The following is a 26,986-nucleotide window of genomic DNA, read 5'->3' on the forward strand; positions in this document are numbered from 1 at the left end:
GTTCGGCAATTTCTCCGTGGCGGGGGCGGCACAGACGGCCCTCGCCACCGCCATCACCTTCCCTGCAGCGACAACGTGCGATCGCGCCACCGCACCGCGTTCTCGCACATCCTCCAGGCGCCACACCCATCCCGGGCCACGGCCCCGCACCTTTGCCCCGTGACCGCGAATGTGACGTTCGCCGCATTCTGGCGTGAGAACGGTAGCGATACGGTATTCCCCAGCGGCCGCACCACGGTCGCATACCGATCCATCACTCGGAGGATGCCGTATGAAAACGCCCCATGACTTGCCGCACCATCCCGGGTCGCAACGCGATGCCGGCCTCGCGCGACACGCGGTTCGATACGTTGCGTTGTCGCTTGCCGCCCTCCCGCTGTTGTGCGGGCAAGCGTTCGCGGCCGGTGCGTGTCCGACGCCGTTTACGTTGAGCGGCAACACCGATCTGCTGTGGAAGGAAGTCACCAATAACCAGTGGCGCAACATGCTGCCGCGCGGCTGGACCGACAACGGGTTTCATTTCTACAGCCGGGTACGGAGCCGTGGCCCGGAGAACGGCATCAATACGCCGTCGGACCTCGAGTCCGAGATGCGCAAGCAGGTCTCGGACGAACCGGCCGGCGGCAACAACCCGGATCGCCGGGCGATCACGCTGCCGATCGCGAACAGCCGAGGCCAGCATCTGCTCGCGATCTACGACTACGACGGCAAGCGCACGTCGAAGTGCGAACTGGTGACGTTGACGTATCCGGCGGAGTAGACGCGCCGGTGAAGAACCCATCAAGTCGTGACATAGGGTGACAATTGTTGCCCGCTAAAACGCCCGATGCACCGCATCGGGCTTTTGCATTTGAGGGCGACATGCGACCGCATCACGGCTCAGGAATCCTGCCCGGTCCGTATCGTGACCAATCGAACGAAATCGGAAATATTCAGGCGAACAGTATCCGCCTTGGCACTCGAGCGCGTCTGCCGGGCAACGCCCAGGATCGGGTCCAGGTTTTCATAAAAGCACTCGAGTTGTCGCGCGTCGGATGCCAATCGCCCTAGATCAAGCACCTTTTCAAGAACCATCCTCGCAATATGAAAGCGCTGAAGTCCGGGCCCCACGCGAAGCTGAAACACCACGCCATCACTGTTATGCGGCACGCCGACCCACACAAGCGAACTGCCATCCATGCAACCCCCGGACAATCACAATCGTCCTATCAATATGCCAGTCAGCCCTCAAGTGCACATCAATATTTCAAAATTGTGATGCTCGGCACATCGTTCTTTTCGTAACAACCCCGATATTGCATCGCAACATGGATGCCAGTAAGCTGAATTTTCATCTTCAAAGTAATCGCCCTTCAGTCCCCCCCGTGACGGGAGAGCACGCCATGACGACATCCTCATCGACGCTGAGCCAAGCGCCCCCCGCCCTCCATGTATTCGAACAAGATGGAGGTTGGCATTGGGGTATCACCATTCCTCGCTCCATGGGATCCGGCTTCAAACTGATCGCATTCAGCGAGCACGCCTTTTCCACTGAAGACACTGCCCAACGCGACGGCAATCGAGCGCTGAGCACCCTGGTGATCAGTCACGGAACCTGAACTTGGCGTATTGGGGAAGTACAGTCTCCTTGAGTTTTCGCATCAGGATGCAATACTCCTAGCACCTTTCGATACGAGACCACTCTTCACGCACCATGACTGACCCCGCTACTACTTGCCTGACACACCCGGTCGTCTGCAACGATCTGAGCCTGTCGTTTTCTGCCTATGGCCCCGGCTGGGGGTATGTTGCGATCAGGCTCCCGGTGGACGTCATTCGAGAAAAGCTCGGCGCAGAGTCGACGACTCCCGAACAGTTGCTCGTAGCATTCGAAAGCAATCGCGACAGGATCACTGGCGCGGTGAATCGCCGTACGTTGCCGAACGACGGCCGCCACATCCAGCTCGACAAGTCTGACTTCCTGGACATCTGACCGCTGCGACCCGACCAGCAGCGGCACAAATACGTCGTCGCACGTCACGAAATGCACACAAGCCGGCAGTAGCGTGTTAACCGGTATATCGACAGGGGACAGGAGGCGTCACATGAACATGCCGAACATGCTGAACATGCGGATCTTGGTTCCCTGCGCGCTGGCCCTTGTTGCCGTCGCCGCTCAAGCTGCCGATGTCACGGGCGCAGGCAGCACGTTCGCGATGCCGATCTATACGAAATGGGCCGCTGACTATCAGCAGTCCGGCGGCGCGAAGGTGAACTACCAAGGTATCGGCTCGTCGGGCGGCCTGAAGCAGATCAAGGCGAAGACGGTCGATTTTGCCGGCTCGGACGCTCCGCTGAAGGATGAAGAGCTCGCGAAGGAAGGCCTGTTCCAGTTCCCGACGGTGGTCGGCGGCGTGGTGCCGGTCGTCAACGTGCCGGGCGTAAAGGCCGGTGAACTGACGCTGTCGGGCCCGGTGCTCGGCGACATTTACCTCGGCAAGATCAAGAAGTGGAACGCCCCGGCGATCGCCGCGCTGAACCCGAAGGTCAAGCTACCGGATACGGACATCGCGGTCGTTCGCCGCGCTGACGGTTCGGGCACCAGCTTCATCTGGACGAACTACCTGTCGAAGGTCAACGACGAGTGGAAGTCGAAGATCGGCGAAGGCACGACGGTCAACTGGCCGACGGGCACGGGCGGCAAGGGCAACGACGGCGTCGCAGCCTTCGTGCAGCGCCTGCCGGGCGCGATCGGCTACGTCGAGTGGGCGTACGCGAAGAAGAACAACATGATCTACACGGCGCTGAAGAACTCGACGGGCACGGTGGTCGAGCCGAAGACCGAAACGTTCAAGGCTGCTGCCGCGAGCGCGAACTGGTCGAAATCGTTCTACCAGATCCTGACGAACCAGCCGGGCAAGGAAGCATGGCCGGTCGTCGGCGCGACCTTCGTGCTGCTGCACGCGAAACAGGAGAGGCCGGCGCAGGGTGCGGAAACGCTGAAGTTCTTCGACTGGGCGTTCAAAAATGGCAATCAGGCCGCCACGAATCTCGACTACATCTCGCTTCCCGATCCAGTCGTGTCCGAAATCCGCAAGCAGTGGAAAGCGAAAATCAAGGACACCTCCGGTAAAGCGCTGGTCGATTGAGTGCGCCGGGTGGTTTGAGGCGACTCTGCAGCACGCCAGACGGCTTTCTCCGGAAGCAGAATGGAGAGTAGAAAAAGAAAAGCCCCGCCGAAGCGGGGCTTTTTCTCGTGCTACCTGGAGGCGCGAACCGGAGTCGAACCGGTCTAAACGGCTTTGCAGGCCGCTGCATAACCGCTTTGCTATCGCGCCAAAAGCGGACTGTCCGGATGCCATGGAGGCAAGCGACAGATTTTTTATTCGAGGACCGGAGGTCCATCAAATAAAAAGGGAAGCGTGGCTTCCCCATTACCTGGAGCGGGAGACGAGTCTCGAACTCGCGACCTCAACCTTGGCAAGGTTGCGCTCTACCAACTGAGCTACTCCCGCATTGTCCTGCACCTGCAGCGCTTTGCCGTACCACACGCTGCCAGAAAAAATCTGGAGCGGGAGACGAGTCTCGAACTCGCGACCTCAACCTTGGCAAGGTTGCGCTCTACCAACTGAGCTACTCCCGCATGGGTCCTGCATCTGCAGCGCTTTGCCGTACCACACGCTGCCAGAAAAATCTGGAGCGGGAGACGAGTCTCGAACTCGCGACCTCAACCTTGGCAAGGTTGCGCTCTACCAACTGAGCTACTCCCGCGTATTGCGCTACTGCTTCCCCGTCGCACCTGCTTCGTTCGTCGTGCAGCGGAGAAGCGAGATTATGTCGAAGGCACATTCGTATGTCAAGGGCTTTTCCAGCCCTTTTTCCAAAAATCTGCGCGACCGAGTCGCGACGTGCATCACGCGCCGCCGCGCTCGCGAATCTGCGGCCATGCGAGCTTCATGTAGTACAGCATCGACCAGATCGTCAGCACCGCCGCGAGATACATCAGCCACTCGCCCCACACGCGCGTGTCGATCGTCGCGATGCCGAGCGGCAGCGGGCCGTAATACAGCAGCATCGGGATCGCGACCATCTGGCACGCGGTCTTGAACTTGCCGAGCTGGTTCACCGCGACGCTCTTCGATGCACCGATCTGTGCCATCCATTCGCGCAACGCCGAGATCGCGATCTCGCGGCCAACGATCACGAGCGCGATCGCCGCGTCGACCCGCGAAATCTGCACGAGGATCAGCAGCGCGGCCGTCACCATCAGCTTGTCCGCGACCGGATCGAGGAATGCGCCGAACGACGACGTCTGGTTCCACTTGCGGGCGAGAAACCCGTCGAACCAGTCCGTCAGCGCGGCGAGAATGAAGATCGCCGCTGCCGCGAGATTGCGGTGCGCGCCGCCCATCACCGTGTCCGGCAGATAGAACACGCCGACGACGAGCGGGATCAGCACGATCCGTACCCACGTCAGGAAAATCGGGAAATTGAACGGCATGGCATGCGGGTCAGTAAAGGATTCGCAATTGTGCCGTGTCGACCGGCCTGCCACAAGAACGCGAGAACGCGGGCAGCCGGTCGCACGGCCGCGTCAGTGAAGCTGCTTGTAGATCTGCTCGGCGAGCGCATGCGAGATGCCGTCGACGCTCGCGAGTTCCTCGACACTGGCAGCGACGACGCCGCGCAGCCCACCGAACCGCGCGAGCAGCCGCTGCCGGCGCTTCGCGCCAACCCCTTCGAGCTCCTCGAGCCGCGAGGTCTGGCGCGCCTTCGCCCGCTTCGCGCGCATCCCGGTGATCGCGAAGCGGTGCGCCTCGTCGCGGATCTGCGCGACGAGCATCAGCGCGGCGCTCTCCTTGCCGAGTTCGAGCGGCGTGCGGCCGTCCGCGAACACGAGCGTCTCGAGGCCGACCTTGCGCCCCTCGCCCTTCGCGACGCCAACCAGCATCGACGTGTCGAGCCCGAGCTCGGTAAACACCTGGCGGGCGATCTCGACCTGGCCCTTGCCGCCGTCGATCAGCACGATGTTCGGCAGCAGGCTCGACGCCTCGGCCTGCCTCGTCGATTCGCCGTCGATGCCGGCTGCGTCGTCGGCGGCCGCCGCCTGCGCGGCCTGCTCGACCATCTTCTCGTAACGGCGCGTGAGCACCTGCCGCATGGCCGCGTAATCGTCGCCCGGCGTGATGCCGGTGATGTTGTAGCGACGGTACTCGCCCGACTGCATCTTGTGATGGTGGTAGACGACGCACGACGCCTGCGTCGCCTCGCCCATCGTATGGCTGATGTCGAAGCACTCGATCCGCAGCGTCGCCAGATCGTCGCATTCGAAGCTGAGCGTCTCCGCGAGCGCGCGTGTGCGCGCCTGCTGCGAACCCTGCTCGGACAGCAACCGCGCGAGCGCGAGCTGTGCATTCTGCTCGGCCATCGACAACCACGCACGCCGCTGTCCTTGCGGCTGCCGCACCAGCGACACCTTGTGGCCGGCCTGTTCGGACAGCAGCTCGAGCAGGTCGCGGCTCGCGGGCGCATGGCTCACGACCAGCACGGGCGGCACGCGGTTGCCGAGATAGTGCTGCGCGATGAACGCATCGAGCACCTCGGCCTCCACCGACGCCCCCGCATCGCGCGCGCCGGCACCGTCTCCTGCTGGCTGGTCGGGCTGCACCGCGGCGGTGTCCGGCGCCTCGGCCTCGTCCCCGAGACCACCTTCGGCAAGTGTCAGCGCGCTTTCGACGTGCGTCGGGAAATACGCCTTGTCGCCGAGATGCCGGCCGCCACGCACCATCGCGAGGTTCACGCACACGCGCCCACCCTGCGCAACGACCGCCAGGATGTCGACGTCGCTGTCGCTGCCGACCTCGATCGCCTGCTGGTGCAGCACCGTCGCGAGCGAGCTCATCTGGTTGCGCACGGCGGCCGCCTGCTCGAACTTCAGCTCGGCCGCGAACGCGTGCATCTTCTGCTCGAGCTCGTTCATCACTTCCGACTGCCGGCCAAGCAGGAAGCGCGCGGCGTTCGACACGTCGATCGCGTAGTCGTCCTCGGATATCGCGCCGACGCACGGCGCCGTGCAGCGCCCGATCTGGTGCAGCAGGCACGGCCGCGTGCGGTTGTTGAAGACCGAGTCCTCGCAGGTGCGCAACTGGAACACGCGCTGCAGGATCTGGATGCTCTCGCGCACGGCCCACGCGCTCGGGAACGGGCCGAAATACTGGTTCTGCTTGTCGACCGAGCCGCGGTAGTAAGCCATGCGCGGGAAGCGGTGCGCGGTGAGCTTCAGGTACGGATACGACTTGTCGTCGCGAAACAGGATGTTGTAGCGCGGCGCGAGCGCCTTGATCAGGTTGTTCTCGAGCAGCAGCGCCTCGGCCTCCGAGCGCGTGACGGTCGTCTCGATGCGCGCGATGCGCGTGACCATCATCGCGATGCGCGGCGACAGCTGCGTCTTCGTGAAATAGCTCGATACGCGCTTCTTCAGGTCGCGCGCCTTGCCGACGTAAAGCACGGCGCCCGCCACGTCGTAGTAACGGTAGACGCCCGGCATGTGCGGCAACTGGGCAAGGATCTTCTTCGGTTCGAACGGGGTGTCGGCGGCTTCTGGGGATGTCATGCGTGATCCGGGTGCCTTGTGGCGCGGAACGGGTCCATTAGAATCGCCAGTTTAGAGCATTCACCGGCCCGCTTCGATGCCCCGCACCGCCCCCACCTCCCCTGCGCCGCTCGCGCCCGACGAACCCATCGCCTGCGACCTCTTCTGCACCGTGATCGACAACTTCGGCGACATCGGCGTGTGCTGGCGCCTCGCCCGCCAGCTCGCGCACGAGCACGGCTGGCAGGTACGCCTGTTCGTCGACGACCTGCACACCTTCACGCGGCTGCTGCCGGGGGTCGATCCCGATGCCGGCCGGCAGACACTCGACGGCATCGTGGTCGAACACTGGCATGCGGAAGTCGGCGATGCGCTGGAGATCGCCGATGTCGTGATCGAGGCGTTCGCGTGCGAGCTGCCTGGCGCGTACCTCGCGGCGATGGCGCAGCGCGCGCGCCGCCCCGTCTGGATCAATCTCGAATACCTGAGTGCCGAGGACTGGGTCGCCGATTTCCATTTGCGCCCGTCGCCGCATCCGCGCTACCCGCTGCTGAAGACGTTCTTCTTCCCGGGACTGTCGGCCGGCACGGGCGGCGTGCTGAAGGAGCGCGACCTCGACGCGCGCCGCACGGCGTTCGAAGCCGACGCGGCGGCGCGCGCCGCCTGGTGGCAGCGTGCGACCGGCGACATGCCGCCGGCGCCCGGCACGACGATCGTCAGCCTGTTCGCGTATGGAAACCCGGCCGTCGACGCACTGCTCGCGCAGTGGCGCGACAGCCCGTCGCCCATCGTCGCGCTCGTGCCGGCGGGCCGCGTGTCGCCCGCGCTTGCCCGCTTTTTCGGGGTCGAATCTTTCGATGCCGGCGCACGCGCGCGCAGCGGCAACCTGACCGCATACGGGCTCGCGTTCGTCCCGCAGGCCGACTATGACGCGCTGCTGTGGGTGGCCGACGTCAACTTCGTGCGCGGCGAGGATTCGTTCGTCCGCGCGCAATGGGCGCGCAAGCCGTTCGTGTGGCACATCTACCCGCAGGCCGACGATGCGCACCTGCCGAAGCTCGATGCCGCGCTCGCACACCTGTCGGCCGGCCTCGCCGACGCGCCGCGCGCGGCGCTCGAGCGCTTCTGGCATGCGTGGAACGGCGCCGGCACGCCCGACTGGGCCGATTTGCTGCAACATCGTGCCGTGCTGGACACCAACGCGGCCCGCTGGGCCGACGCGCTGGCGAGCGTCGGCGATCTCGCCGGAAAGCTGGCGGAATACGCAAAATCTCAGTTAAAATAAGCGGTTATCCGACGGCTGACCACGCAAGCGCACGCGTTTGAGCTTTGGGCGCCCACCGGAACGCACCCTCGCTTGCGCCGTCAGCCGTTGCGCAACGCTCAGGCACCTATTTATTTGATTGGATCAGGACAGTTTTTATGAAGACCGCACAGGAACTCCGCGTAGGCAACGTCGTGCAGATCGGCAGCGAAGCATGGGTCATCGCAAAGGCGGAATACAACAAGTCGGGCCGCAACTCCGCCGTCGTCAAGATGAAGATGAAGAACCTGCTGTCGAACGCAGGCCAGGAATCGGTCTACAAGGCTGACGACAAGTTCGAAGTCGTCATGCTCGACCGCAAGGAAGTGACGTACTCGTACTTCGCCGACCCGATGTACGTGTTCATGGACGCCGACTACAACCAGTACGAAGTCGAAGCGGAAATGATGGGTGAAGCGCTGAACTACCTCGAAGACGGCATGGCTTGCGAAGTCGTGTTCTACAACGAGAAGGCGATCTCGGTCGAACTGCCGACGGTCCTGGTTCGCGAGATCACCTACACGGAACCGGCCGTCAAGGGCGACACGTCGTCGGGCAAGGTGCTGAAGAACGCGAAGCTCGCGACGGGCTTCGAACTGCAAGTGCCGCTCTTCTGCAATACCGGCGACAAGATCGAAATCGATACGCGCACGAACGAATACCGCAGCCGCGCGTAATCGTCTGCGACTTTCGCATCGAACAAAGCGCCCTTCGGGGCGCTTTTTGTTTGCCCGGCGCCAACAGCGGTCGCGCGCTGCCGCCATATGCAGCACAAAATCCACCGGTAAAGATATTCAATTTGTATCATCGGTAACTGTTTTACAGCGCTGGCGAAATAATGCACGTTACGCGTTCAGCGGGGCATAAAATCAGTTTTTAATCTGACATGCGGCTGCGGCCGGCTCGATGGCCGACAGCCCGCCTCTCACTCGACTCGCGTTCACCATGCCACACGCCCTGATTGTCGAAGACGATCCCAACAGTCTGTCCGGCCTCACCGCGCTGCTTGCCGCAGATGGCTTCTCGGTCGACACGGCCACGTCGCTCGCCGAAGCGCGCACGGCACTCGGCCGCTCGATTCCCGATGTCGTCCTCGTCGATCTGAACCTGCCGGACGGCAGCGGATTCGATCTGCTCCAGCACCTGCCGCAGCAACAGCCGAACGGCTCGCTGCCGGTGATCGTACTGACGGGCAATGCGACGGTCGAGAGCGCGATCGAAGGCCTGCGTCACGGCATCTGGGACTACCTGCTGAAGCCGATCAACATTCCGCGCCTGCGCAGCCTGCTGGCCCGGATTCCGCGCCCCTACGAACTGATCGACGAAGTGCAGGCGCTGCGCGCGTCGCTGCGCCACCTCGGCCGCTTCGGCGCGCTGGTCGGTCGCAGCGAGGCAATGCAGCACGTGTACGACATGATCGAGCACAACGCACGCACCGAAACGGCCGTGCTGTTCGCGGGCGAAGCCGGCACCGGCAAGAAGCTGGCCGCACGCACGCTGCACGACCTGAGCCGCCGCCGCAAGGGGCCGTTCGTGTCGTTCGACTGCCGCACGATCGCGCAGGCCGGCCGTCACGGCGCATCGCTCGACAGCGTACTGTTCGGCCATGAACGCGGCGCGTTCGACGGCGCCGAGCGGCGCGAATCGGGCCTGTTCGAACAGGCCGGCGGCGGCACGCTGTTCCTCGACGAGATCACCGCGCTGCCGCTCGTGCTGCAGGAGGCGCTGCTGCATGCGCTCGACTCGCAGAACTTCATGCGCATCGGCGGCACGAGCTCGATCGCGAGCGACTTCCGGCTGATCGCGACCACCCGCCGCCCAGCGCGCGAAGCAGTCGCGAGCGGCATGCTGCGCGAGGATCTGTGGCTGCGCCTCGATGCGGCTTCGATCACGATGCCGCCGCTACGCGAGCGTGACGGCGACGCGCTCGCCATCGCGGACGCATTGATCGACGAACTGAATCGCGAAGCACGCGCTACCGGCCGCAGCACGACCGACAAGCGCACGGCGCCGGGCTTCGTGCGTGAATGCCTGTCCTACGAGTGGCCCGGCAACGTGCGCGAACTGCAGGAGCGCGTGCGCTTCGCCTACGACGCGTCCGGCGATTTCATCGAGACGCTGCGCGCGGGCGAAGCAAGCTTCGCGGCCGGCGCCGCGCTGAACGGCAGCAGCGTGCAGATCAAGGTCGGTACCCCGCTGGCCGACGTCGAGGATCTGCTGATCCGCGCGACGCTCGACGCGGTCGGCGGCACGCGCCATCGCGCAGCGACGCTGCTCGGCATCAGCCCCAAGACCCTGTACAACAAGTTGCAGCGAATGAAGGTCAACTGAGCGGGCGGCGCTTGTCGGGGGCGCTGCCCGGGCTTGACGGTTAGTTGCATAAGACACGTCGCGTCGCGCGTCCCGCCGCCATGAAAAAAGCCGCGCAAGAGCGCGGCTTTTCGTTTTCGGCAACCGGCATGGCGCGATATCGCGCCGCCCTCCCCGGTTACGCCAGTGCGCTGCTCAACAGCGCTTGCGCACGCACATACTCGGGCTGCGCGATCAGCTTGTCCCACTTCAGCGCCTTGCCACGCGCCCGCATCCGCTTGATGCGTCGCACCGACTCGACCGACGCATGCGCCTTCAGCCCGTTCAGCACGACCTCGGCCGCTTCCGGCTGGTTGCAGACGAGCACCATGTCGCAGCCCGCGGCGAGCGCCGCGTCGGCCGCCTGCGTGAGCGTGCCGCCTTCGCGCGCCGCCTCCATCGACAGGTCGTCACTGAAGATCGCCCCCGTGAAGCCGAGTTGCCCGCGCAGGATGTCCTGCAGCCACACGCGCGAGAAGCCGGCCGGCCGCTGGTCGACCTGCGTGTAGATCACGTGCGCGGGAATCACGGCGGACAACGACAAGCCGAGCCAGTCGTACGGCGCGACGTCCTGCTTGAGGATCGTGTCGAGCGGCCGGTCGTCGGTCGGCAGCGCGACGTGCGAATCGGCCTCCGCGAAACCGTGCCCCGGGAAGTGCTTGCCGCAGTTCGCCATGCCCGCGAGCGCCAGCCCGTGGTTCAGGCTCTTCGCGAGCAGCGTGACGACGCGCGGGTCGCGATGAAACGCGCGATCGCCGATCACCTTCGAGTGTCCGTAGTCGAGGTCGAGCACCGGCGTAAAACTCATGTCGATCCCGCATGCGCGCAGTTCGGCAGCGAGGATGTAGCCGACCGCGGTCGCGACCTCCGTCGCGAGCAGCACGTCGCGGTCCCACAGTTCGCCGAGGCGGCGCATCGCGGGCAGCACGGTGAAACCATCGGTGCGGAACCGCTGCACGCGGCCGCCTTCGTGATCGACGGCGATCAGGATGTCCTCGCGCACCGCGCGGATCGAGTCGGTCAGCGCGGTCAGCTGCGCGCGGTTCTGGAAATGCCGCGCGAACAGGATCACGCCGCCGGTGTTCGGATGCGCAAGGCGCCGCGCATCGTCGCGCGACAGGGCCGTGCCGACGACGTCGAGCATGACCGGGCCGGGAGTCGTTTTCATCGAATCGGGAATTCCGTCAGGGAGTGGTTCGGGAAACAAGTGCGGGCGCAGGCGGCGGCGCGGCGTCGGTCTCGGCGATCACGAACGACACCGCGTAGTCGCGTTCGTCGCTGACCGTCACGCGTGCCGTGATGCCGCGCGCGGTGAGCCAGTCGGCCAGTTCGCCCGACGCGACGACGTACGGCTCGCCGCTGCGCTGATTGAGGGTCTGCAGCGCGCGCCAGGTCATCGGCCAGTGCATGCCGAGCCCGATCGCCTTCGAGAACGCTTCCTTCGCGGAAAAGCGCGTCGCGAGAAACGCGATGCCGCGTGCCTCCGAGCGCGCGCGGCGCGCATGGAACACGCGCAGTTCGTCGGGGCCCAGCACCTTCTCGGCAAACCGGCCGCCCGTGCGCTCGAGCACGGCCGCGATGCGGCTCACCTGGACGATGTCGGTGCCGATACCGTAGATCGCCATGTCAGCGCCCGCCGCGATGCGCAGACGATGCCGGGAGACGAGCGAAGCGCGCGCGCACGGAATGCATCGTCAGCGCACGCCGCCGTGCAGCGCGGCGACACGCGCCGCGACCATGATCGCCTTCATCTCGCGCACCGCGTTGTCCCAGCCCGCGAAGATCGCGTGCGCGACGATCGCGTGGCCGATGTTCAGTTCGACGATACCGTCGATCGCGGCGATCGGCTGCACGTTCGTGTAATGCAGACCGTGACCGGCGTTGACCTTCAGGCCCAGTTGCGCACCGGCCTGCACGCCCGCGACGACGCGCTCGTATTCGCGCTGCTGCTCGGCTTCGTCGTGCGCATCGGCGTAACGGCCGGTATGCAGCTCGACCACCGGCGCGCCGGCTTCGTGCGCGGCGCGGATCTGCGTCTCGTCCGGATCGATGAACAGCGACACGCGCACGCCGGCGTCGGCCAGCTGCTTGCACGCCGCGCGCACGGCCTCGAAGCGGCCGGCAACGTCGAGACCGCCTTCGGTCGTCAGCTCCTCGCGCTTCTCGGGCACGAGGCACGCGTCGTGCGGGCGCACTTCGCATGCGATGTCGAGCATCTCGGCCGTGACCGCGCACTCGAGGTTCATCCGCGTCTTCAGCAACGGGCGCAGCTTGCGCACGTCCGCATCGACGATGTGGCGGCGGTCCTCGCGCAGGTGCAGCGTGATCGCGTCCGCCCCGGCCTCTTCGGCGGCGAGCGCCGCGCGAATCGGATCGGGATAGCTCGTGCCGCGCGCGTTGCGCAGCGTCGCGACGTGGTCGATGTTCACACCGAGGTCGATGACGGTGGGCGTTGTCAGGAAGAAGCTCATAGGTTTTGCAGGTCGATCAGGATCTGACGCGTGGCAAGCGGCGTGCCGCCGAGATAGGTGTTCAACAGGAAGCGCATCAGCGTCTTGCTTTGCGCGACCGTCTGGGCTCGATGGTAATCGTCCTGCTCCATGTCGAGCAACGTCTGTCCGGTAATCACCGGCCAGTGCGACGGCACGTCGTCGTCCGCATTGCGCACGCCGCGCTCGGGATCGAACACATAGCGGCGATCGGGTTCGACCGCGCGCCGGGCGACCGTGCGGTTCAGCGCCATCGCATAGCCGGTCTCGCGCAGCAGCACGCGCTCGAACGAGCGCAGCACCTGCACTGCCGGTTCGCCGTGCGCGAGGCGCGTGAGGGTCAACACGTAATGATTGAAGAGCGGCGGCTGAGGATCCTCGCGCGCGCAGAATTTCACGAGCAGTTCGTTCGCGTAGAAGCCGCACAGCAGCCCGTCGCCGCCGAGCGGCAGCATCCCGCCCACCCACTCGGCACCCGTCAGCGTGCGCACTTCGGATTTGCCCGACCAGGACAGCAGCAGCGGCTGGAACGTCTGCAGCACGCCGCGCAGCGCGGAGTGCGGGCGCTTCGCGCCCTTCGCGACGAGTGCAAGCCGGCCGTGATCGCGCGTGAGCACGTCGATGATCAGGCTCGTTTCCCGGTACGGATAGCTGTGCAGCACGAATGCCGGCTGCTCGGCGACGCGGAAATCGGACGTGCGAGACGTCGCGCGCCGCGCCTTGCGACGCGGCGGTTCGGGCGGTGCCGGCAACGGCGCGTCGTTCGCGCCGGCCGTCACCGCGTCTTCGGTCGACGTCAGCGCGTCATTCGTACCCATAGGCGCGCAGCCCCGCCTCGTTGTCGGCCCAGCCGCTCTTCACCTTCACGAAGGTCTCGAGATACACGGGGCCGTCGAACAGCTTCTCCATGTCCATCCGCGCCTCGGTGCTGATCTGCTTGAGCTTCTCGCCCTTCTTGCCGATCACCATCGCCTTGTGCGAATCGCGTTCGACGAGGATCGTCGCGAAGATGCGCTTCAGGCGCCCTTCCTCCTCGAACTTGTCGATCAGGACGGTGCTCGTGTACGGCAGTTCGTCGCCGGTCCAGCGGAACACCTTCTCGCGCAGGATTTCGGCCGCGAGGAAGCGCGAGCTTCGGTCGGTCAGCTCGTCCTCGCCGTAGATCGGCTCGCCTTCCGGCAGGTACGGCTTGATCGTATCCAGCAGGCGCTTGATGTCTTCCGGGCGCTGCGCCGACAGCGGCACGAGTTCGGTGAATTCGCGCAGCCCGCTCATCTGCTGCATGAACGGGAACAGCGTCGCCTTGTCGGCCACGCGGTCGATCTTGTTCGCGATCAGCAGCGTCGGCATGCCGGGCGGGATCAGGTCGAGCACCTTCTGGTCGTCAGGCCCGAAGCGGCCGGCCTCGATGACGAACAGGATCACGTCGACCGACGTGAGCGTCGACGTGACCGCGCGGTTCAGCGAGCGGTTCAGCGCGGTGCTGTGGCGGGTCTGGAAGCCCGGTGTGTCGACGAACACGAATTGTGCGTCGTCGAACGTATTGATGCCGGTGATGCGATGGCGAGTCGTCTGCGCCTTGCGCGACGTGATGCTGATCTTCTGGCCGACGAGTGCGTTCATCAACGTCGACTTGCCGACGTTCGGGCGGCCCACGATCGCGATCATGCCGCAACGGAAACCGGTAGGAGCGGGAGTGTTCATATCGTTTGGGAGACAGGTTCGGAACCGGCCGCGCGGCGCGCGGCACGATCGATGGGCAATTTAGTGGTCGGCATCGGCCACGCGCGCCTGGGCGGCAGCGAGGCTCGCGCCGGCCGGCGGCGTATCGGTGTCGGGCGCCGCGGCGTCGCGGGCACGCGGCGCCGCACGTGCGGCGGCGTCGGAACCGGCAGCAGGCTTTTCAGCGGACGAGGCGGCCGAATCCGTTGCATGGCCCGCCGGCTTGTCGGCTGCGCGAGGTGCGGCCTCCGCGGGCTTGTCGGTACGCTCGGCCGGCTTGTCCACGGCGCGCGATCCGGCTTCGCCGCGATCCGATGGTTTGTCGGACGCCGGCTTCGCCGCCCGCTCACCCTTGTCCGGCGTCGCTTCCACGTGCGCCGCGCGAATCGCGGCCAGCGGCGCCGGAGCTGGCCGCTCGGCGTCGGACGGGGCAGCAGAGGCCGCCTTCGCGTCGCGCGCCGCCGCACGCTCCTTGCGCTCCGGGGAACGCAGGTCGAGCGCTTCCTGCACACCCTTCACGCCCGGCACGATTTCGGGTTCGACATGCTTCGACCCGCGCGCATTCTTCGAACGCTTCGGCTTCGCGGCCAGCATCGGCGCGGCCGCCAGCACCTCGTCGAGGGCCTTCTTCGCGGCAGCCTGCTCGGCCGCACGCCGGCTCGCGCCGGAGCCCGACACCTTCACGTCGAGCTTCGGCACCGTGCATTCGACCTCGAACTGCTGATTGTGCGCAGCACCATGCGTCGCCACGACCGTGTAGGTCGGCAGCGCGATCTTGTGCCCCTGCAGGTACTCCTGCAGCAGCGTCTTCGCGTCCTTGCCGAGCGTGCGCGGATCGATGTGGTCGAGAATCGGGATGTAGAGGCGCTTGATGACCCCTTGGGCGGCTTCGAAGCCGCCATCGAGAAACACGGCCCCGATGATGGCTTCGAATGCGTCCGCGAGGATCGACGGGCGGCGGAAGCCGCCGCTGCGCAGTTCGCCCTCGCCCAGCCGCAACCCGTCGGAGATATTAAGGGCCTGAGCAATTTCGTACAGCGACTGCTGCTTGACGAGGTTGGCGCGCACGCGCGACAGGTCGCCTTCGTCCAGCTTGCTGAAACGCTGGAACAAAAGGGCGGCCACCGCGCAATTCAGAACGGAGTCGCCGAGAAACTCGAGCCGTTCGTTATGCGTGGCACTGTGACTACGATGGGTCAAAGCCTGGCGCAACAATTCCGCATTGCGAAATTCGTAGCGCAGCCGGCTTTCCAACTGGGATAGGGGCATGTGCAGGAGTATAACGCGAGCGCCGGTCGGGCCGAAACGGCACGTCCGGACGCGAAAAGGCGTGACGAGGCGGTGTTACCGCCGGTTCTTAAAGTCGTTCGGCAATACGCGACGCGGCCCGTGCGTCGCGCATTGCGTGCGCGTCGAACGCGATCAGTTGAAGGAACCGATGCGCTTGAGGTCGCTGAAGTTCATCCAGATGAAGAACGCGCGGCCAACGATGTTGTTGTCCGGCACGAAACCCCAGTAGCGGCTGTCCGCACTGTTGTCGCGGTTGTCGCCCATCATGAAGTAGTGACCCGGCGGCACCTTGCAGATCACGCCGCGGCTGTTGTACGTGCAATTGTCGCGATACGGATAGTCGTATGCGCCCATCACGAACGGCGGCACCGCGGGATTGTTGAGGATCGCGTTCTTCTTCGTGCCGATGGTTTCCTCGAACTGCTTCGCGTAGTTCTGGCGCTCGTCGTCGAAGAAATCGGGCAGCGGCGTTTCGGGCACCGGCTGGCCGTTGATCGTCAGCTGCTTGTCCTGGTAAGCGACCGTGTCGCCCGGCAGGCCGATCACGCGCTTGATGTAGTCGACCGACTCGTCCTTCGGATAGCGGAACACGACGACATCGCCGCGCGACAGCGGGCTGCCCTGCGTGATCTTCGTGTTCGTGACGGGCAGGCGCAGCCCGTATTCGAACTTGTTGACGAGGATGAAGTCGCCGACCAGCAGCGTCGGCACCATCGAGCCCGACGGAATCTTGAACGGCTCGACGACAAACGAACGCACGACGAACACCGCCAGGATCACCGGGAAAAAGCTCGCGGTGTACTCGAGCCACCACGGCTGGCGCAGCTTTTCGTCGCGCAGCTTCGAACGCGTCTGCACGGCATTTTCGTCCGCGAAACGCTTGTCGACGCGCGACTGCTGGCGATCGAACTCCTCGATCGCCACGTCGGCCGCCTTGCGTCGCCGCGGCAGGAACACCAGCTTGTCCAACACCCACGCTACGCCCGTCAAGACGACGAGCACAAAAAGAATCAGCGCAAAATTCATAAAAGGATCAGTCCTGTTATTTGTCTTCGACGCGCAAGATCGCGAGGAACGCTTCCTGCGGAATCTCGACCGAACCCACCTGCTTCATGCGTTTCTTACCTTCTTTCTGCTTCTCGAGCAGCTTCTTCTTCCGCGTGATGTCGCCGCCGTAGCACTTCGCGAGCACGTTCTTGCGGAGTGCCTTGATGTTCTCGCGCGCAACGATGTGCGCGCCGATCGCGGCCTGAATCGCCACGTCGTACATCTGGCGCGGGATGATCTCGCGCATCTTCGCGGCAACCTCGCGACCGCGGTATTGTGACTGCGACCGGTGCACGATGATCGACAGCGCATCGACCTTGTCACCGTTGATCAGCATGTCGACCTTCACGACGTCCGACGAACGGTATTCCTTGAACTCGTAGTCCATCGACGCATAGCCGCGCGACACCGACTTCAGGCGATCGAAGAAGTCGAGCACGATCTCGGCCATCGGGATTTCGTACGTGAGCTGCACCTGACGGCCGTGATACTGCATGTTGATCTGCGAGCCGCGCTTCTGCTCGCACAGCGTGATCACGGAACCGACGTAGTCCTGCGGCATGTACAGGTTCACGGTGACGATCGGCTCGCGCACTTCGGCGATGCGGCCGGGCTCCGGCATCTTCGCCGGGTTCTCGACCATGATCGTCGAGCCGTCGCTCTGCACGACCTCGTAGACGACCGTCGGTGCGGTCGTGATGAGGTCCATGTCGAACTCGCGCTCGAGTCGCTCCTGCACGATTTCCATGTGCAGCAGCCCGAGGAAGCCGCAGCGGAAACCGAAGCCGAGCGCCTGCGACACTTCCGGCTCGTACTGCAGCGACGCATCGTTGAGCTTCAGCTTCTCGAGCGATTCGCGCAGCGCGTCGTACTGGTTCGCCTCGACCGGATACAGCCCCGCGAACACCTGCGGCTTCACTTCCTTGAAGCCCGGCAGCGGCTCGGCAGCAGCCTTGCTCACGTGCGTGACGGTATCGCCGACCTTCGCGGCCGTCAGTTCCTTGATGCCGGCGATGATGAAGCCGACCTGCCCTGCCGACAGCGAATCGAGATTCCGCGACTTCGGCGTGAACACGCCGACGTGCTCGACCGGATACTGCGCGCCGGTCGCCATCATCTTGATCTTGTCCTTCGGACGCAGCGTGCCGTTGACGATCCGCACGAGCATCACGACGCCGACGTAGTTGTCGAACCACGAGTCGATGATCAGCGCCTGCAGCGGCGCGGCCGGATCACCCTTCGGCGGCGGCACCTTCGCGATCAGCGCTTCGAGCACGTCCTCGACGCCAAGACCCGTCTTCGCGCTGCAGCGCGTCGCGTCGGTCGCGTCGATGCCGATCACGTCCTCGATCTCCTCGATCGCGTTCTCGGGGTTCGCGGCCGGCAGGTCGATCTTGTTCAGCACGGGCACGACCTCGACGCCGAGTTCGATCGCCGTGTAACAGTTCGCGACCGTCTGCGCCTCGACGCCCTGGCTCGCGTCGACCACGAGCAGCGCGCCTTCGCACGCGGACAGCGAACGGCTGACCTCGTACGAGAAGTCGACGTGCCCCGGCGTATCGATCAGGTTGAGGTTGTAGACCTTGCCGTCGCGCGCGCGATAGGACAGTGCAGCCGTCTGCGCCTTGATCGTGATGCCGCGCTCTCGCTCGATGTCCATCGAGTCGAGCACCTGCGCTTCCATTTCACGGTCGGCGAGACCGCCGCATACCTGGATGATGCGATCCGCGAGCGTCGACTTGCCATGGTCGATGTGCGCGATGATCGAGAAATTGCGAATATGATCCATTCAGTGCCGATCAAGCGAAAAAGGCGCGCTCGACGACTGCGAAGCACGCCTTGTAAGTCGGTGAAAAAACGGCTTATTTTAGCCGAAAAGGCCATTGCCGGGCGGTAATTTGGGGCGCCCGGCTAGGGGCGCCCGGCCAGGGGCGCCCGACCGGCGGCGCCCCGCCGAAGGCCCCCGCCGCCGAAACCCGCGCGGCGGCGGCCGGTGCCCGGGCCGGGTTCAGCGCCGCGCCATCAGCGCGCCGCGCACCCTCGCCTCGTCGAACCGGTGGCGGCACACTTCCGCGCCGTCCAGCAGCAGCACGGGCACGTCCTCGTCGTAACGGGCGACGAGCGCCGCATCGGCGTCGATGTCGACATAGTCGACTGCGACACCGAATTCGGCCGCCAGCGGCGCCAGCGCATCGCGCATGTCGTCGCACAGGTGGCACCAGCCGCGACCATAGAGCGTCAACATCGGCCGCGTTACTTCTGGCTCGGGCGCGGGCGCACCGGCACGAACTGCGTGTTGTCACCGCGCCGCACAAGCACCGCCACCGTCTTCTGCGGGTCGAGCTGCGCGCTCACTTCGGCGAACTGCTTCGCGCTCGTGATGTCGGTGTCGCCGACGCGCAGCACGATATCGCCGCGCTGCAGGCCCGCACGGGCCGCCGGGCCGTCGACGCCGTCGATCTGCACGCCGTTCTTCAGCTTCAGCGACTTCATCTGATCCGCCGTAATGTCGCTGACCGTCAAACCGAGCGAATTGGTCTGGCGCGGCTTCTGCGGCACGTTCTTGCGCTGCTCGGCCTTCGCCGTCGTCTCCGCCGGCGTCTCGGCGATCGTGATCGGCAGATCGCGTGCCTGACCCTTGCGCCACACGCTGACGGTCGCCTTGGTGCCCGGCTTCGTGTCGCCGACCATGCGCGGCAGGTCCGACGCCGTATCGACCGACCGGCCGTTGAACTTCAGGATGATGTCGCCCGGCTGGATGCCCGCCTTGTCGGCCGGGCCGCCCGGCTCGACGCTGCTGACCAGCGCGCCTTCCGCCTTCGGCAGCCCGATCGAGTCGGCCACGTCCTTCGTCACCTCGCCGATCGCCACCGCGATCCGGCCGCGCGTGACCTTGCCGGTCGCCTTCAGCTGGTCGGCCACGCGCATCGCCTCGTCGATCGGGATCGCGAACGAAATGCCCATGAAACCGCCGGTGCGGCTGTAAATCTGCGAGTTGATGCCGATCACCTCGCCCTGCATGTTGATCAGCGGGCCGCCCGAGTTGCCGGGGTTCACCGCAACGTCGGTCTGGATGAACGGCAGGTAGTCGCCCGTATTGCGGCTCTTCGAACTGACGATGCCGGCCGTCACGGTGTTGTCGAGGCCGAACGGCGAACCGATCGCGACGACCCACTCGCCGACGCGCACCTTGGTCGAATCGCCGATCGCGACGACCGGCAGGTTCGATGCCTGGATCTTGACGACCGCGACGTCCGTGCGATCGTCGACGCCGATCAGCTTCGCCTTGAATTCGCGCTTGTCGGTCAGCGTCACGTAGATGGTGTCCGCATCGTCGACGACGTGCGCGTTCGTCATCACGTAGCCGTCCGCCGACACGATGAAGCCCGAGCCAACGCCGCGGTTCTGCTCGGTATCAGGCGGATTGTCCGGCGCCGGCGCGTTCTTGGGGGTGCCGTTGCCGCCGCCATTACCGCTACCGGGCGCCTGCGGCAGCGGAATGCCGAAGAAGCGCCGGAAGAATTCCGACATGTCGCCGTTGTCGAAGCCCGGCGGGAGCACGCCGCGCGGGCCTGGCGTCGGCACGTTCGCGGTCGTCCGGATGTTCACGACGGCCGGGCCGACCTTTTCGACCAGATCGGCGAAATCGGGAAGGCTGGCAGCGGGAGCCGTGGCAGCGGCCGCGGTATGCGGGACGAGCGGCAGGCAGGCAAACAGCGCCGCCGCCGCGAGCCATTTGCGCAGCGTGAGTTTCGTCATGTCGGAAGCCGTAGCGTTACTTGGAAGCCTTGTATTCTATGGCAGACGCGAACTGCTGCAACGTGGCCGGCGGCACTTCGCCGAGCACGGTGATCCAGTAGTCGCCGCGACGCTTCACGAGAACGTGGGTCGCGCCGGTGCTGCCCGCGCCTTCCTTGCGCGTATTCTTTTCGGCAGGCTCGATGAAGACGGAGATCGTCGCGAGGCCGTCGGTAAACACCGCCTGATCGACCGCGATCGGCGGATCGCCCGCGTCACGCGCGGCCATCGGCCGGCGGACCTCGCGAATCTTCCGGAATCCGGCGATGTTCGGCGCGATCTGCCAGCCCTGCGCTTCCATGTCGACCGACGCGACCGGCGGGCGGACGACCGTCCAGCCGCTCAGGTTGCGCATGCCGGCCGCGATCGCGGACTTGTCGCCGGCCGATCCGCCCGTCTGCAGTTGCGAGAATGCGACCTGCTCGAGCACGTGATCGCTTGCGTCGAGCGTCTGCGAACGCAGCAGCAGCCCAGTGCGGGCATCGGCCCACAGCTTGTACGTGAAGCGGTACGCATCCTTCGGCACGAGCTCGACGACCTGCGCGTCGATCCCCGCCACGCGGTCCTTGCCGAGCAGCTTCGCGTCATAAACGGACATCACGTGCTCGCCGCCCGCGCCGAGCAGCGCGGGGAACGAATCGCGCGTCTGGCGGCGCTCGACCACGCACAGCTTGCGCTCGGGCACGAATGTGTACAGCTCGTCGTTATGTCGCAGTACCTTGCGCGGCTTGCCGTCGAGCGACTCGATCCGCTCGAACTCGCCGTCCCGGGACGCGACGTGCGCGATGCGCGACGACTGGACATACCCGCCGCGCTGGTAGACGAACGTGCCCTCGTAGCTCTGCTGCTGCGCCGCCTGCTGGACGCGGTCGAGCCAGTCCGCCGCACCCTTGCGGGTGGCGACGGGATCGTCCGGTTGCTGGGCGCTGGCAGGGAGAGATTGGACGGACAACAGGGCGGCTGCGCAAAGCAGGAGGGCCGGCAGCCGCTTCCATCCGGAGATGGCGTGATTCAACTGCAATGTCCGCATCGGGTTTATTGGCCTGGCGTGGTGGTCACGGCAGCGCGGATCAGCGGCATCGAGCCCGTGACGACGGGCTGCTGCGCGAATTGCTGGTGCGCTTCAAGGTATTGGTCGAGACTCGCGTCGCGAATGATGTTGCCGTCCTGCAGGCCCGGCTGGGCCGACGCCTGCGCGACCGTCACGCGCTGCAGGTTACCGCTCTGCGGCGCGCCTGCCGACGCGACCTGGACGGCACCCGGCGAACCGGCCGTCTGCATCTGCGGGACGACGATCCACGTCAGCGTGGCCGCCGCGGCAGCCACAGCGAACGCGGGCACGACCCGCCGGCGCAGCGACAACAGCGTGCGCGCGACCGGCGCGGCAGCCGGCGCGAGCAGGTGCGGCTCGCTTGCGAGCGCGGCCGACATGCGCGCGGTGAACGCGACGCTCAGCGCGGGCGACAGCGCGAGCTCGTCCGAGCGCAGCGCATCGCCGATCAGGTGGTAATGGGCCCACGCAGCGCGATCCGCGCGGTCGAGCTCAGCCAGAAACTGCCCGTGATCCGGGCCGTCGAACAGTTCACCGTCGACCAGAGCGGAAAGGCGCTCGCCGCGCGAGCACGCTTGCGACTGCGTATTGACCGACCCCATGATGCTCCCCATCTTGCACACACCCCGTCGTGATTTCACGACTCTATCCGTAACTAGACCCCGACCCGCGTCGTTGCACCCGACACGCTTACCAGCGCTTGCCTTCGGGTGTATCGAGCAGCGGACGCAATTTCGCAGCGATCGCCTCGCGCGCCCGGAAGATCCGCGACCGGACCGTCCCGATCGGACAGTCCATCATTTCCGCGATCTCTTCGTAGCTCAGGCCCTCGATCTCGCGCAGCGTAATCGCCTGGCGCAGTTCTTCGGGCAGCAAAGCCATGGCAGCGTTGACCGTCTCGGCAATCTGCTTGCTCATCAACATCGACTCAGGCGTGTTGATATCCCTTAGTTGGTCTGCGTCGGAGAAAGTTTCCGCTTCCTCTGCATCGGCCTCCGTCGAGGTCGGTGCCCGGCGGCCCTGCGTCGCAAGGTAGTTCTTCGCCGTATTGACGGCAATCCGGTACAACCACGTGTAAAACGCCGACTCGCCGCGAAATTGCGGCAGCGCACGATACGCCTTGATGAACGCGTCCTGGGCCACATCCTCGACCTCGGCGGGATCCCGCACGAGGCGCGAGATCAGCCGAATGATCTTGCGGTGGTATTTGGAGACCAGGAGTTCGAACGCTGCCTTGTCGCCCTTCTGTACGCGCTCGACCAGAGCCTGATCGATTTCTTTTTCACTCACCTGACAAATCCGTTAACTAGGGATGCAACGCGGAGCACTATTGTAGCGTTCCGGCGCCGGCCGCTGGTTACGGTCGGTAACCGCGCCGCCGTCATGCCTGCCCCGCCGTGCCCGCGGTACGCGCCAGCACGGACAGCGCGCTGAACGACGCAGCATCGAGCGCGTCGGCCGGAATCAGCAGCGGCCGGGCCCGCCGGGCGCCCTGCCCGACCGACAGCACGAGCAGCAGGCTGCTCCAGTGCGCATGGCCCGTCACGCGGCCCCGGGCCAGCAGCCGCCCGGTGCGGCCAAACGCCGCGACCTCCCCGAATGCATCGATCCGCAGCTCGGCCGGCAGCCGACGGGCACAGGCCCGCGCGGCGCACGTGGCAAGCAGCGCAGCGGTCGCCACTGACACGCACGCGCCTGCGGCGGCACCCGAGCGCGGCGCCCAGAACAGGTACGCGGACGCGGCAGCCGCCGCGACGAACGCGGCCAGCACGAGATACGACACGGCCGGGGCCCGCAACGCAAAGCGCTGCGGACGCCCGGCCGGAGCATCGATTGGATTCGTCAAGCGATCCTGCGTCAGACGCGCTTGAACACCAGCGTGCCGTTGGTACCACCGAAGCCGAAGTTGTTCTTTACGGCCACGTCGATCTTCATGTCACGCGCGGTGTTCGCGCAGTAATCGAGATCGCACTCGGGGTCCTGGTTGAAGATGTTGATGGTCGGCGGCGACACGTTGTTGTGCAGCGCCAGCACCGTGAACACCGATTCGAGGCCGCCCGCGCCACCCAGCAGGTGACCCGTCATCGACTTCGTCGAGTTCACGACGAGCTTGTACGCATGCTCGCCGAATGCCGCCTTCACCGCGTCGGACTCGTTCTTGTCGCCGAGCGGCGTCGACGTGCCGTGCGCGTTCAGGTACTGGACCTCGTCCGCGTTCACGCCGGCGTCGCGCAGTGCCGCAACCATGCAGCGGCGCGGACCGTCCATGTTCGGCGCGGTCATGTGGTACGCATCGCCCGTCATGCCGAAGCCCGAGACTTCCGCATAGATCTTCGCGCCGCGCGCCTTCGCCGATTCGTACTCTTCGAGCACCATCACGCCCGAGCCCTCGCCCAGCACGAAGCCGTCGCGGTCCTTGTCCCATGGACGGGACGCGGTGGCCGGATCGTCATTGCGGGTCGACAGCGCACGCGCGGCCGCGAAGCCGCCGATGCCCAGCGGCGACACCGTCGATTCGGCACCGCCCGCGACCATCACGTCGGCATCGCCGGCCTGGATCAGGCGCGCCGCGAGACCGATGCTGTGCAGACCGGTCGTGCAGGCCGTGACGGCCCCGAGATTCGGGCCCTTCAGGCCGAACATGATGCTCAGGTGACCCGAGATCATGTTGATGATCGAACCCGGCACGAAGAACGGCGAAATCCGGCGTGCGCCGCGATCGACGTAGGTCTGGTGCGTGTCTTCGATCATCGGCAGGCCGCCGATGCCGGAGCCGACCAGCACGCCGATGCGTTCCGCGTTGGCTTCGTTCACTTCGATGCCGCTGTCCCGGATGGCCTGGACGCCGGCTGCGATGCCGTAATGGATGAACGTATCCATGTTGCGGGCTTCCTTCGCCGGGATGTACTCTTCGGCGCTGAAACCCTTCACTTCGCCCGCGAAATGGCAGGCGAGGTTCGACGCATCGAACTTCGTGACGGTGGCGATGCCGGACTTGCCGGCGACGAGATTGGCCCAGCCGTCGGCAACATTATTGCCAACAGGCGAAATCAGCCCCAGGCCTGTAACAACAACACGACGGCGGCTCACGGTAACCTCTTTTCCATTATTGGATGACAAAAACAAAAGCCACAGTGGCCACAGGAACCAGCCCTGCGAGCCCTGTGGCTGTTAGTCCGTCCGGCGCGAAGCCGGCAGATTGGCGCGTCAATCGCGAAGATCGCGGCGACGTGGCGGACAAGCGCGAAACGCGCTTACGCCTTGACGTTTGCGCGAGCGTAGTCGATCGCTTGCTGAACGGTCGTGATCTTCTCTGCTTCTTCGTCCGGGATTTCCATGCCGAACTCGTCTTCCAGAGCCATCACCAGTTCGACCGTGTCGAGCGAGTCCGCGCCCAGATCGTTCACGAACGAAGCTTCGGTCTTGATCTCGGCTTCTGCGACGCCCAGTTGCTCAGCGACGATCTTCTTGACACGTTGTTCGATGTTATCCATTACCCCTCCGAGGGAAAGTTCAGATTTACAAGTGCGCGCATTTTATCAGGTTTGCTGACGCCAAAACGCGCGTTGGCTTGATGGTCGATCAAGCGCCGATCCGCCTGAAAAACGGGATACGGCGCGGATGGTAAACGAAATCCGTTACGACATGTACATGCCGCCGTTCACGTGCAGCGTCGTGCCGGTAATGTAACCGGCCTGCGGCGATGCGAGGAACGCGACGGCATGGGCGATGTCTGCCGGGCTGCCGAGGCGGCCGAGCGGAATCTGGGTCTTGAGCGCGACCTGCTGTTCTTCCGGCAGCGTCTTCGTCATGTCGGTGTCGATGAAGCCCGGCGCGACGCAGTTCACCGTGATGCCACGGCTGCCGATTTCGCGCGCGAGCGCACGGGTCATGCCCGCCACGCCGGCCTTTGCGGCCGCGTAATTGACCTGCCCCGGGTTGCCGGCCGAGCCGACCACCGACGTGATGTTGATGATGCGGCCGCCGCGCGCCTTCATCATCGGGCGCAGCACCGCGCGCGACAGGCGGAACACCGACTTCAGGTTGGTGTCGATCACCGCGTCCCAGTCCTCGTCCTTCATCCGCATCGCGAGCTGGTCCTGCGTGATCCCCGCGTTGTTGACGAGCACGTGGAGTGCGCCGAATTCCTTCACGGTCGCGTCGATCAGTGCTTCGGCTGCCGCCGCGTCGTTGACGTTCAGCACCGCACCGCGGCCCGTCACGCCCGCTTCCGCAAACCCGGCGGTAATCGCGGCAGCGCCCGATTCGCTCGTCGCCGTGCCGATCACCGTCGCGCCCAGGCGCGCGAGTTCGAGCGCGATCGCCCGGCCGATGCCGCGCGATGCGCCGGTCACGATCGCGACCTGTTTATCGAGAGTCTTTTCCATGAATCGAATATCCGTCTCTTGAGAAAAGGCGCCGCGTCAGGCGGTCGCCAGCTTCAGCGCTTCGTCGAGCGAAGCCGGATCGAACACCGATGCGCCGACCAGGTTGCCGTCGATGCGCTTCGTCAGGCCTGCCAGCACCTTGCCCGGACCGCATTCGATCACGTGCGTGACGCCCGTGCCCGCGATGTGCTGCACACATTCGACCCAGCGCACCGGACCCGCGGCCTGGCGCACCAGCGCGTCCTTGATCGCGGCCGGATCGCTGACCACCGCGACGTCGATGTTGTTGACGACCGGAATCTGCGGCGCCTTCACGTCGACGCTCGCGAGATAGTCGCGCAGCTGATCCGACGCCGGCTTGAGCAGCGACGAATGGAACGGTGCCGAGACCGGCAGCGGCAGCGCGCGCTTCGCGCCCTTCGCCTTCGCGATCTCGCATGCTTTCTCGACGGCCGCCTTCGCGCCCGCGATCACGACCTGCGCCGGCGCGTTGAAGTTCACGGCTTCGACGACGCCCGCTTCCGCGGCTTCGGCGCACACCGCGCGCACCGTGTCGTCGTCGAGGCCCAGGATCGCGGCCATGCCGCCCTGGCCGACCGGCACGGCCGTCTGCATCGCCTGCGCCCGGAAGCGCACGAGCGGCACCGCGTCCTTGAACGCGATCGCGCCCGCGGCGACGAGCGCCGTGTATTCGCCGAGGCTGTGGCCCGCGACGATCGACGGCGCCGGGCCGCCGGCCTGCTGCCACGCGCGGTAGCACGCGTAGGCGGCCGTCAGCATCACGGGCTGCGTATTGGTGGTCAGATTCAGCTCTTCGGACGGACCTTCGGCGATCAGCTTGCCGAGATCCTGATTGAGTGCATCGGATGCTTCCTGGAGCGTCTCGCGCACAATGGCCAGATCGGCGAATGCGTTGAGCATGCCGACCGACTGCGAGCCCTGCCCCGGAAAAACGAATGCAAATTTCATATCGTCCCC

28 protein-coding genes and 4 tRNA genes are annotated in these 26,986 nt (G+C 65.4%); 7 read left to right on the forward strand and 25 right to left on the reverse strand.

The window, feature by feature from the left end:
• Positions 1-271 precede the first annotated feature (271 nt).
• Positions 272-760 carry a hypothetical protein gene (locus tag GEM_RS11780; RefSeq protein ID WP_014897635.1) on the forward strand — a complete coding sequence of 163 codons (489 nt, stop codon included), beginning with the start codon at positions 272-274 and terminating at the stop codon, positions 758-760.
• A 119-nt stretch (positions 761-879) separates the two neighbouring features.
• Here the strand turns inward: GEM_RS11780 and GEM_RS11785 are convergent, their stop codons facing one another.
• Positions 880-1,179, reverse strand: coding sequence for a hypothetical protein (locus GEM_RS11785; RefSeq protein WP_041490530.1), 300 nt, complete (start codon positions 1,177-1,179; stop codon positions 880-882).
• 203 nt (positions 1,180-1,382) lie between these two features.
• Here GEM_RS11785 and GEM_RS29885 point away from each other — a divergent pair, with 203 nt between their 5' ends.
• From GEM_RS29885 to pstS, 3 genes are all read left to right on the forward strand, one after another.
• Positions 1,383-1,598: a hypothetical protein gene (locus GEM_RS29885; protein WP_080599393.1), complete on the forward strand. Its 216-nt coding sequence runs from the start codon at positions 1,383-1,385 to the stop codon at positions 1,596-1,598.
• Positions 1,599-1,693: 95 nt separating this feature from the next.
• The gene (locus tag GEM_RS11790; protein ID WP_014897636.1) at positions 1,694-1,972 is read left to right on the forward strand and encodes a DUF1488 family protein; all 279 of its coding nucleotides are present in this window, start codon (positions 1,694-1,696) and stop codon (positions 1,970-1,972) included.
• Positions 1,973-2,099: 127 nt separating this feature from the next.
• The gene (pstS, locus tag GEM_RS11795; protein WP_041490679.1) at positions 2,100-3,128 is read left to right on the forward strand and encodes a phosphate ABC transporter substrate-binding protein PstS; all 1,029 of its coding nucleotides are present in this window, start codon (positions 2,100-2,102) and stop codon (positions 3,126-3,128) included.
• A 115-nt stretch (positions 3,129-3,243) separates the two neighbouring features.
• Here pstS and GEM_RS11800 read toward each other — a convergent pair.
• The 6 genes from GEM_RS11800 to uvrC form a co-directional block, all read right to left on the reverse strand.
• Positions 3,244-3,317: transfer RNA gene (locus GEM_RS11800), tRNA-Cys, on the reverse strand.
• A 101-nt stretch (positions 3,318-3,418) separates the two neighbouring features.
• Positions 3,419-3,494: transfer RNA gene (locus GEM_RS11805), tRNA-Gly, on the reverse strand.
• A gap of 52 nt (positions 3,495-3,546) precedes the next feature.
• Positions 3,547-3,622 (reverse strand) — tRNA-Gly (locus GEM_RS11810).
• A gap of 52 nt (positions 3,623-3,674) precedes the next feature.
• Positions 3,675-3,750, reverse strand: a tRNA-Gly gene (locus GEM_RS11815).
• A gap of 142 nt (positions 3,751-3,892) precedes the next feature.
• Positions 3,893-4,480 (reverse strand): CDP-diacylglycerol--glycerol-3-phosphate 3-phosphatidyltransferase, encoded by a 588-nt coding sequence (gene pgsA / locus GEM_RS11820; RefSeq protein ID WP_006757520.1) that lies wholly within the window; start codon positions 4,478-4,480, stop codon positions 3,893-3,895.
• A gap of 93 nt (positions 4,481-4,573) precedes the next feature.
• Positions 4,574-6,592 carry an excinuclease ABC subunit UvrC gene (uvrC, locus tag GEM_RS11825; RefSeq protein WP_014897638.1) on the reverse strand — a complete coding sequence of 673 codons (2,019 nt, stop codon included), beginning with the start codon at positions 6,590-6,592 and terminating at the stop codon, positions 4,574-4,576.
• Positions 6,593-6,668: 76 nt separating this feature from the next.
• Here uvrC and earP point away from each other — a divergent pair, with 76 nt between their 5' ends.
• The 3 genes from earP to GEM_RS11840 all read left to right on the forward strand — a co-directional run bounded on the left by earP (position 6,669) and on the right by GEM_RS11840 (position 10,205).
• Positions 6,669-7,856 (forward strand): elongation factor P maturation arginine rhamnosyltransferase EarP, encoded by a 1,188-nt coding sequence (gene earP / locus GEM_RS11830; protein WP_014897639.1) that lies wholly within the window; start codon positions 6,669-6,671, stop codon positions 7,854-7,856.
• 137 nt (positions 7,857-7,993) lie between these two features.
• Positions 7,994-8,551 carry an elongation factor P gene (gene efp / locus GEM_RS11835; protein ID WP_014897640.1) on the forward strand — a complete coding sequence of 186 codons (558 nt, stop codon included), beginning with the start codon at positions 7,994-7,996 and terminating at the stop codon, positions 8,549-8,551.
• 268 nt (positions 8,552-8,819) lie between these two features.
• Positions 8,820-10,205 carry a sigma-54-dependent transcriptional regulator gene (locus tag GEM_RS11840; RefSeq protein ID WP_041490531.1) on the forward strand — a complete coding sequence of 462 codons (1,386 nt, stop codon included), beginning with the start codon at positions 8,820-8,822 and terminating at the stop codon, positions 10,203-10,205.
• Between the two features lie 157 nt (positions 10,206-10,362).
• Here GEM_RS11840 and nagZ read toward each other — a convergent pair whose 3' ends face one another.
• From nagZ to fabD, 18 genes are all read right to left on the reverse strand, one after another.
• Positions 10,363-11,391: a beta-N-acetylhexosaminidase gene (nagZ, locus tag GEM_RS11845; RefSeq protein ID WP_014897642.1), complete on the reverse strand. Its 1,029-nt coding sequence runs from the start codon at positions 11,389-11,391 to the stop codon at positions 10,363-10,365.
• A gap of 16 nt (positions 11,392-11,407) precedes the next feature.
• Entirely contained in the window at positions 11,408-11,848 is a 441-nt protein-coding gene (gene acpS, locus GEM_RS11850) for a holo-ACP synthase (protein WP_014897643.1), read from the reverse strand.
• A gap of 69 nt (positions 11,849-11,917) precedes the next feature.
• Positions 11,918-12,694: a pyridoxine 5'-phosphate synthase gene (gene pdxJ / locus GEM_RS11855; RefSeq protein WP_014897644.1), complete on the reverse strand. Its 777-nt coding sequence runs from the start codon at positions 12,692-12,694 to the stop codon at positions 11,918-11,920.
• Positions 12,691-13,530, reverse strand: coding sequence for a DNA repair protein RecO (gene recO, locus GEM_RS11860; RefSeq protein ID WP_014897645.1), 840 nt, complete (start codon positions 13,528-13,530; stop codon positions 12,691-12,693). The genes pdxJ and recO overlap by 4 nt, the downstream gene beginning before the upstream one ends.
• Positions 13,517-14,416: a GTPase Era gene (gene era / locus GEM_RS30925; RefSeq protein WP_041490532.1), complete on the reverse strand. Its 900-nt coding sequence runs from the start codon at positions 14,414-14,416 to the stop codon at positions 13,517-13,519. The genes recO and era overlap by 14 nt, the downstream gene beginning before the upstream one ends.
• A gap of 60 nt (positions 14,417-14,476) precedes the next feature.
• On the reverse strand, positions 14,477-15,703 hold the full coding sequence (gene rnc / locus GEM_RS30930) for a ribonuclease III (RefSeq protein WP_014897647.1): 1,227 nt from the start codon (positions 15,701-15,703) through the stop codon (positions 14,477-14,479).
• Positions 15,704-15,856: 153 nt separating this feature from the next.
• Positions 15,857-16,750, reverse strand: a complete 894-nt coding sequence (gene lepB / locus GEM_RS11875; RefSeq protein ID WP_014897648.1) for a signal peptidase I — start codon at positions 16,748-16,750, stop codon at positions 15,857-15,859.
• 16 nt (positions 16,751-16,766) lie between these two features.
• Positions 16,767-18,560, reverse strand: a complete 1,794-nt coding sequence (gene lepA, locus GEM_RS11880) for a translation elongation factor 4 (RefSeq protein ID WP_014897649.1) — start codon at positions 18,558-18,560, stop codon at positions 16,767-16,769.
• Between the two features lie 219 nt (positions 18,561-18,779).
• Positions 18,780-19,016: a glutaredoxin family protein gene (locus GEM_RS11885; RefSeq protein ID WP_014897650.1), complete on the reverse strand. Its 237-nt coding sequence runs from the start codon at positions 19,014-19,016 to the stop codon at positions 18,780-18,782.
• An 8-nt stretch (positions 19,017-19,024) separates the two neighbouring features.
• The gene (locus tag GEM_RS11890; protein ID WP_014897651.1) at positions 19,025-20,530 is read right to left on the reverse strand and encodes a DegQ family serine endoprotease; all 1,506 of its coding nucleotides are present in this window, start codon (positions 20,528-20,530) and stop codon (positions 19,025-19,027) included.
• 16 nt (positions 20,531-20,546) lie between these two features.
• Positions 20,547-21,599 carry a MucB/RseB C-terminal domain-containing protein gene (locus GEM_RS11895; protein ID WP_014897652.1) on the reverse strand — a complete coding sequence of 351 codons (1,053 nt, stop codon included), beginning with the start codon at positions 21,597-21,599 and terminating at the stop codon, positions 20,547-20,549.
• Positions 21,600-21,604: 5 nt separating this feature from the next.
• On the reverse strand, positions 21,605-22,222 hold the full coding sequence (locus GEM_RS11900; RefSeq protein ID WP_014897653.1) for a sigma-E factor negative regulatory protein: 618 nt from the start codon (positions 22,220-22,222) through the stop codon (positions 21,605-21,607).
• Between the two features lie 88 nt (positions 22,223-22,310).
• The gene (gene rpoE / locus GEM_RS11905; RefSeq protein ID WP_014897654.1) at positions 22,311-22,910 is read right to left on the reverse strand and encodes an RNA polymerase sigma factor RpoE; all 600 of its coding nucleotides are present in this window, start codon (positions 22,908-22,910) and stop codon (positions 22,311-22,313) included.
• A 91-nt stretch (positions 22,911-23,001) separates the two neighbouring features.
• Positions 23,002-23,466, reverse strand: coding sequence for a hypothetical protein (locus GEM_RS11910; RefSeq protein ID WP_014897655.1), 465 nt, complete (start codon positions 23,464-23,466; stop codon positions 23,002-23,004).
• Positions 23,467-23,477: 11 nt separating this feature from the next.
• Positions 23,478-24,710, reverse strand: a complete 1,233-nt coding sequence (gene fabF / locus GEM_RS11915; RefSeq protein ID WP_014897656.1) for a beta-ketoacyl-ACP synthase II — start codon at positions 24,708-24,710, stop codon at positions 23,478-23,480.
• Positions 24,711-24,874: 164 nt separating this feature from the next.
• Entirely contained in the window at positions 24,875-25,114 is a 240-nt protein-coding gene (gene acpP, locus GEM_RS11920; RefSeq protein WP_014897657.1) for an acyl carrier protein, read from the reverse strand.
• Between the two features lie 144 nt (positions 25,115-25,258).
• Complete coding sequence (gene fabG / locus GEM_RS11925) at positions 25,259-26,008, reverse strand: 3-oxoacyl-ACP reductase FabG (RefSeq protein ID WP_014897658.1); 750 nt, start codon at positions 26,006-26,008, stop codon at positions 25,259-25,261.
• Positions 26,009-26,044: 36 nt separating this feature from the next.
• The gene (gene fabD, locus GEM_RS11930; protein WP_014897659.1) at positions 26,045-26,977 is read right to left on the reverse strand and encodes an ACP S-malonyltransferase; all 933 of its coding nucleotides are present in this window, start codon (positions 26,975-26,977) and stop codon (positions 26,045-26,047) included.
• Positions 26,978-26,986 lie beyond the last annotated feature (9 nt).

The organism is Burkholderia cepacia GG4, from assembly GCF_000292915.1.
In the GTDB taxonomy this organism is placed as follows: domain Bacteria; phylum Pseudomonadota; class Gammaproteobacteria; order Burkholderiales; family Burkholderiaceae; genus Burkholderia; species Burkholderia cepacia_D.

Coding starts and splice junctions, on each gene's coding strand:
- GEM_RS11780 (WP_014897635.1), top strand. CDS start 272: ATGAAAACGCCCCATGACTTGCCGCACCATCCCGGGTCGCAACGCGAT.
- GEM_RS11785 (WP_041490530.1), bottom strand. CDS start 1,179: ATGGATGGCAGTTCGCTTGTGTGGGTCGGCGTGCCGCATAACAGTGAT.
- GEM_RS29885 (WP_080599393.1), top strand. CDS start 1,383: ATGACGACATCCTCATCGACGCTGAGCCAAGCGCCCCCCGCCCTCCAT.
- GEM_RS11790 (WP_014897636.1), top strand. CDS start 1,694: ATGACTGACCCCGCTACTACTTGCCTGACACACCCGGTCGTCTGCAAC.
- pstS (WP_041490679.1), top strand. CDS start 2,100: ATGCTGAACATGCGGATCTTGGTTCCCTGCGCGCTGGCCCTTGTTGCC.
- pgsA (WP_006757520.1), bottom strand. CDS start 4,480: ATGCCGTTCAATTTCCCGATTTTCCTGACGTGGGTACGGATCGTGCTG.
- uvrC (WP_014897638.1), bottom strand. CDS start 6,592: ATGACATCCCCAGAAGCCGCCGACACCCCGTTCGAACCGAAGAAGATC.
- earP (WP_014897639.1), top strand. CDS start 6,669: ATGCCCCGCACCGCCCCCACCTCCCCTGCGCCGCTCGCGCCCGACGAA.
- efp (WP_014897640.1), top strand. CDS start 7,994: ATGAAGACCGCACAGGAACTCCGCGTAGGCAACGTCGTGCAGATCGGC.
- GEM_RS11840 (WP_041490531.1), top strand. CDS start 8,820: ATGCCACACGCCCTGATTGTCGAAGACGATCCCAACAGTCTGTCCGGC.
- nagZ (WP_014897642.1), bottom strand. CDS start 11,391: ATGAAAACGACTCCCGGCCCGGTCATGCTCGACGTCGTCGGCACGGCC.
- acpS (WP_014897643.1), bottom strand. CDS start 11,848: ATGGCGATCTACGGTATCGGCACCGACATCGTCCAGGTGAGCCGCATC.
- pdxJ (WP_014897644.1), bottom strand. CDS start 12,694: ATGAGCTTCTTCCTGACAACGCCCACCGTCATCGACCTCGGTGTGAAC.
- recO (WP_014897645.1), bottom strand. CDS start 13,530: ATGGGTACGAATGACGCGCTGACGTCGACCGAAGACGCGGTGACGGCC.
- era (WP_041490532.1), bottom strand. CDS start 14,416: ATGAACACTCCCGCTCCTACCGGTTTCCGTTGCGGCATGATCGCGATC.
- rnc (WP_014897647.1), bottom strand. CDS start 15,703: ATGCCCCTATCCCAGTTGGAAAGCCGGCTGCGCTACGAATTTCGCAAT.
- lepB (WP_014897648.1), bottom strand. CDS start 16,750: ATGAATTTTGCGCTGATTCTTTTTGTGCTCGTCGTCTTGACGGGCGTA.
- lepA (WP_014897649.1), bottom strand. CDS start 18,560: ATGGATCATATTCGCAATTTCTCGATCATCGCGCACATCGACCATGGC.
- GEM_RS11885 (WP_014897650.1), bottom strand. CDS start 19,016: ATGTTGACGCTCTATGGTCGCGGCTGGTGCCACCTGTGCGACGACATG.
- GEM_RS11890 (WP_014897651.1), bottom strand. CDS start 20,530: ATGACGAAACTCACGCTGCGCAAATGGCTCGCGGCGGCGGCGCTGTTT.
- GEM_RS11895 (WP_014897652.1), bottom strand. CDS start 21,599: ATGCGGACATTGCAGTTGAATCACGCCATCTCCGGATGGAAGCGGCTG.
- GEM_RS11900 (WP_014897653.1), bottom strand. CDS start 22,222: ATGGGGTCGGTCAATACGCAGTCGCAAGCGTGCTCGCGCGGCGAGCGC.
- acpP (WP_014897657.1), bottom strand. CDS start 25,114: ATGGATAACATCGAACAACGTGTCAAGAAGATCGTCGCTGAGCAACTG.
- fabG (WP_014897658.1), bottom strand. CDS start 26,008: ATGGAAAAGACTCTCGATAAACAGGTCGCGATCGTGACCGGCGCATCG.
- fabD (WP_014897659.1), bottom strand. CDS start 26,977: ATGAAATTTGCATTCGTTTTTCCGGGGCAGGGCTCGCAGTCGGTCGGC.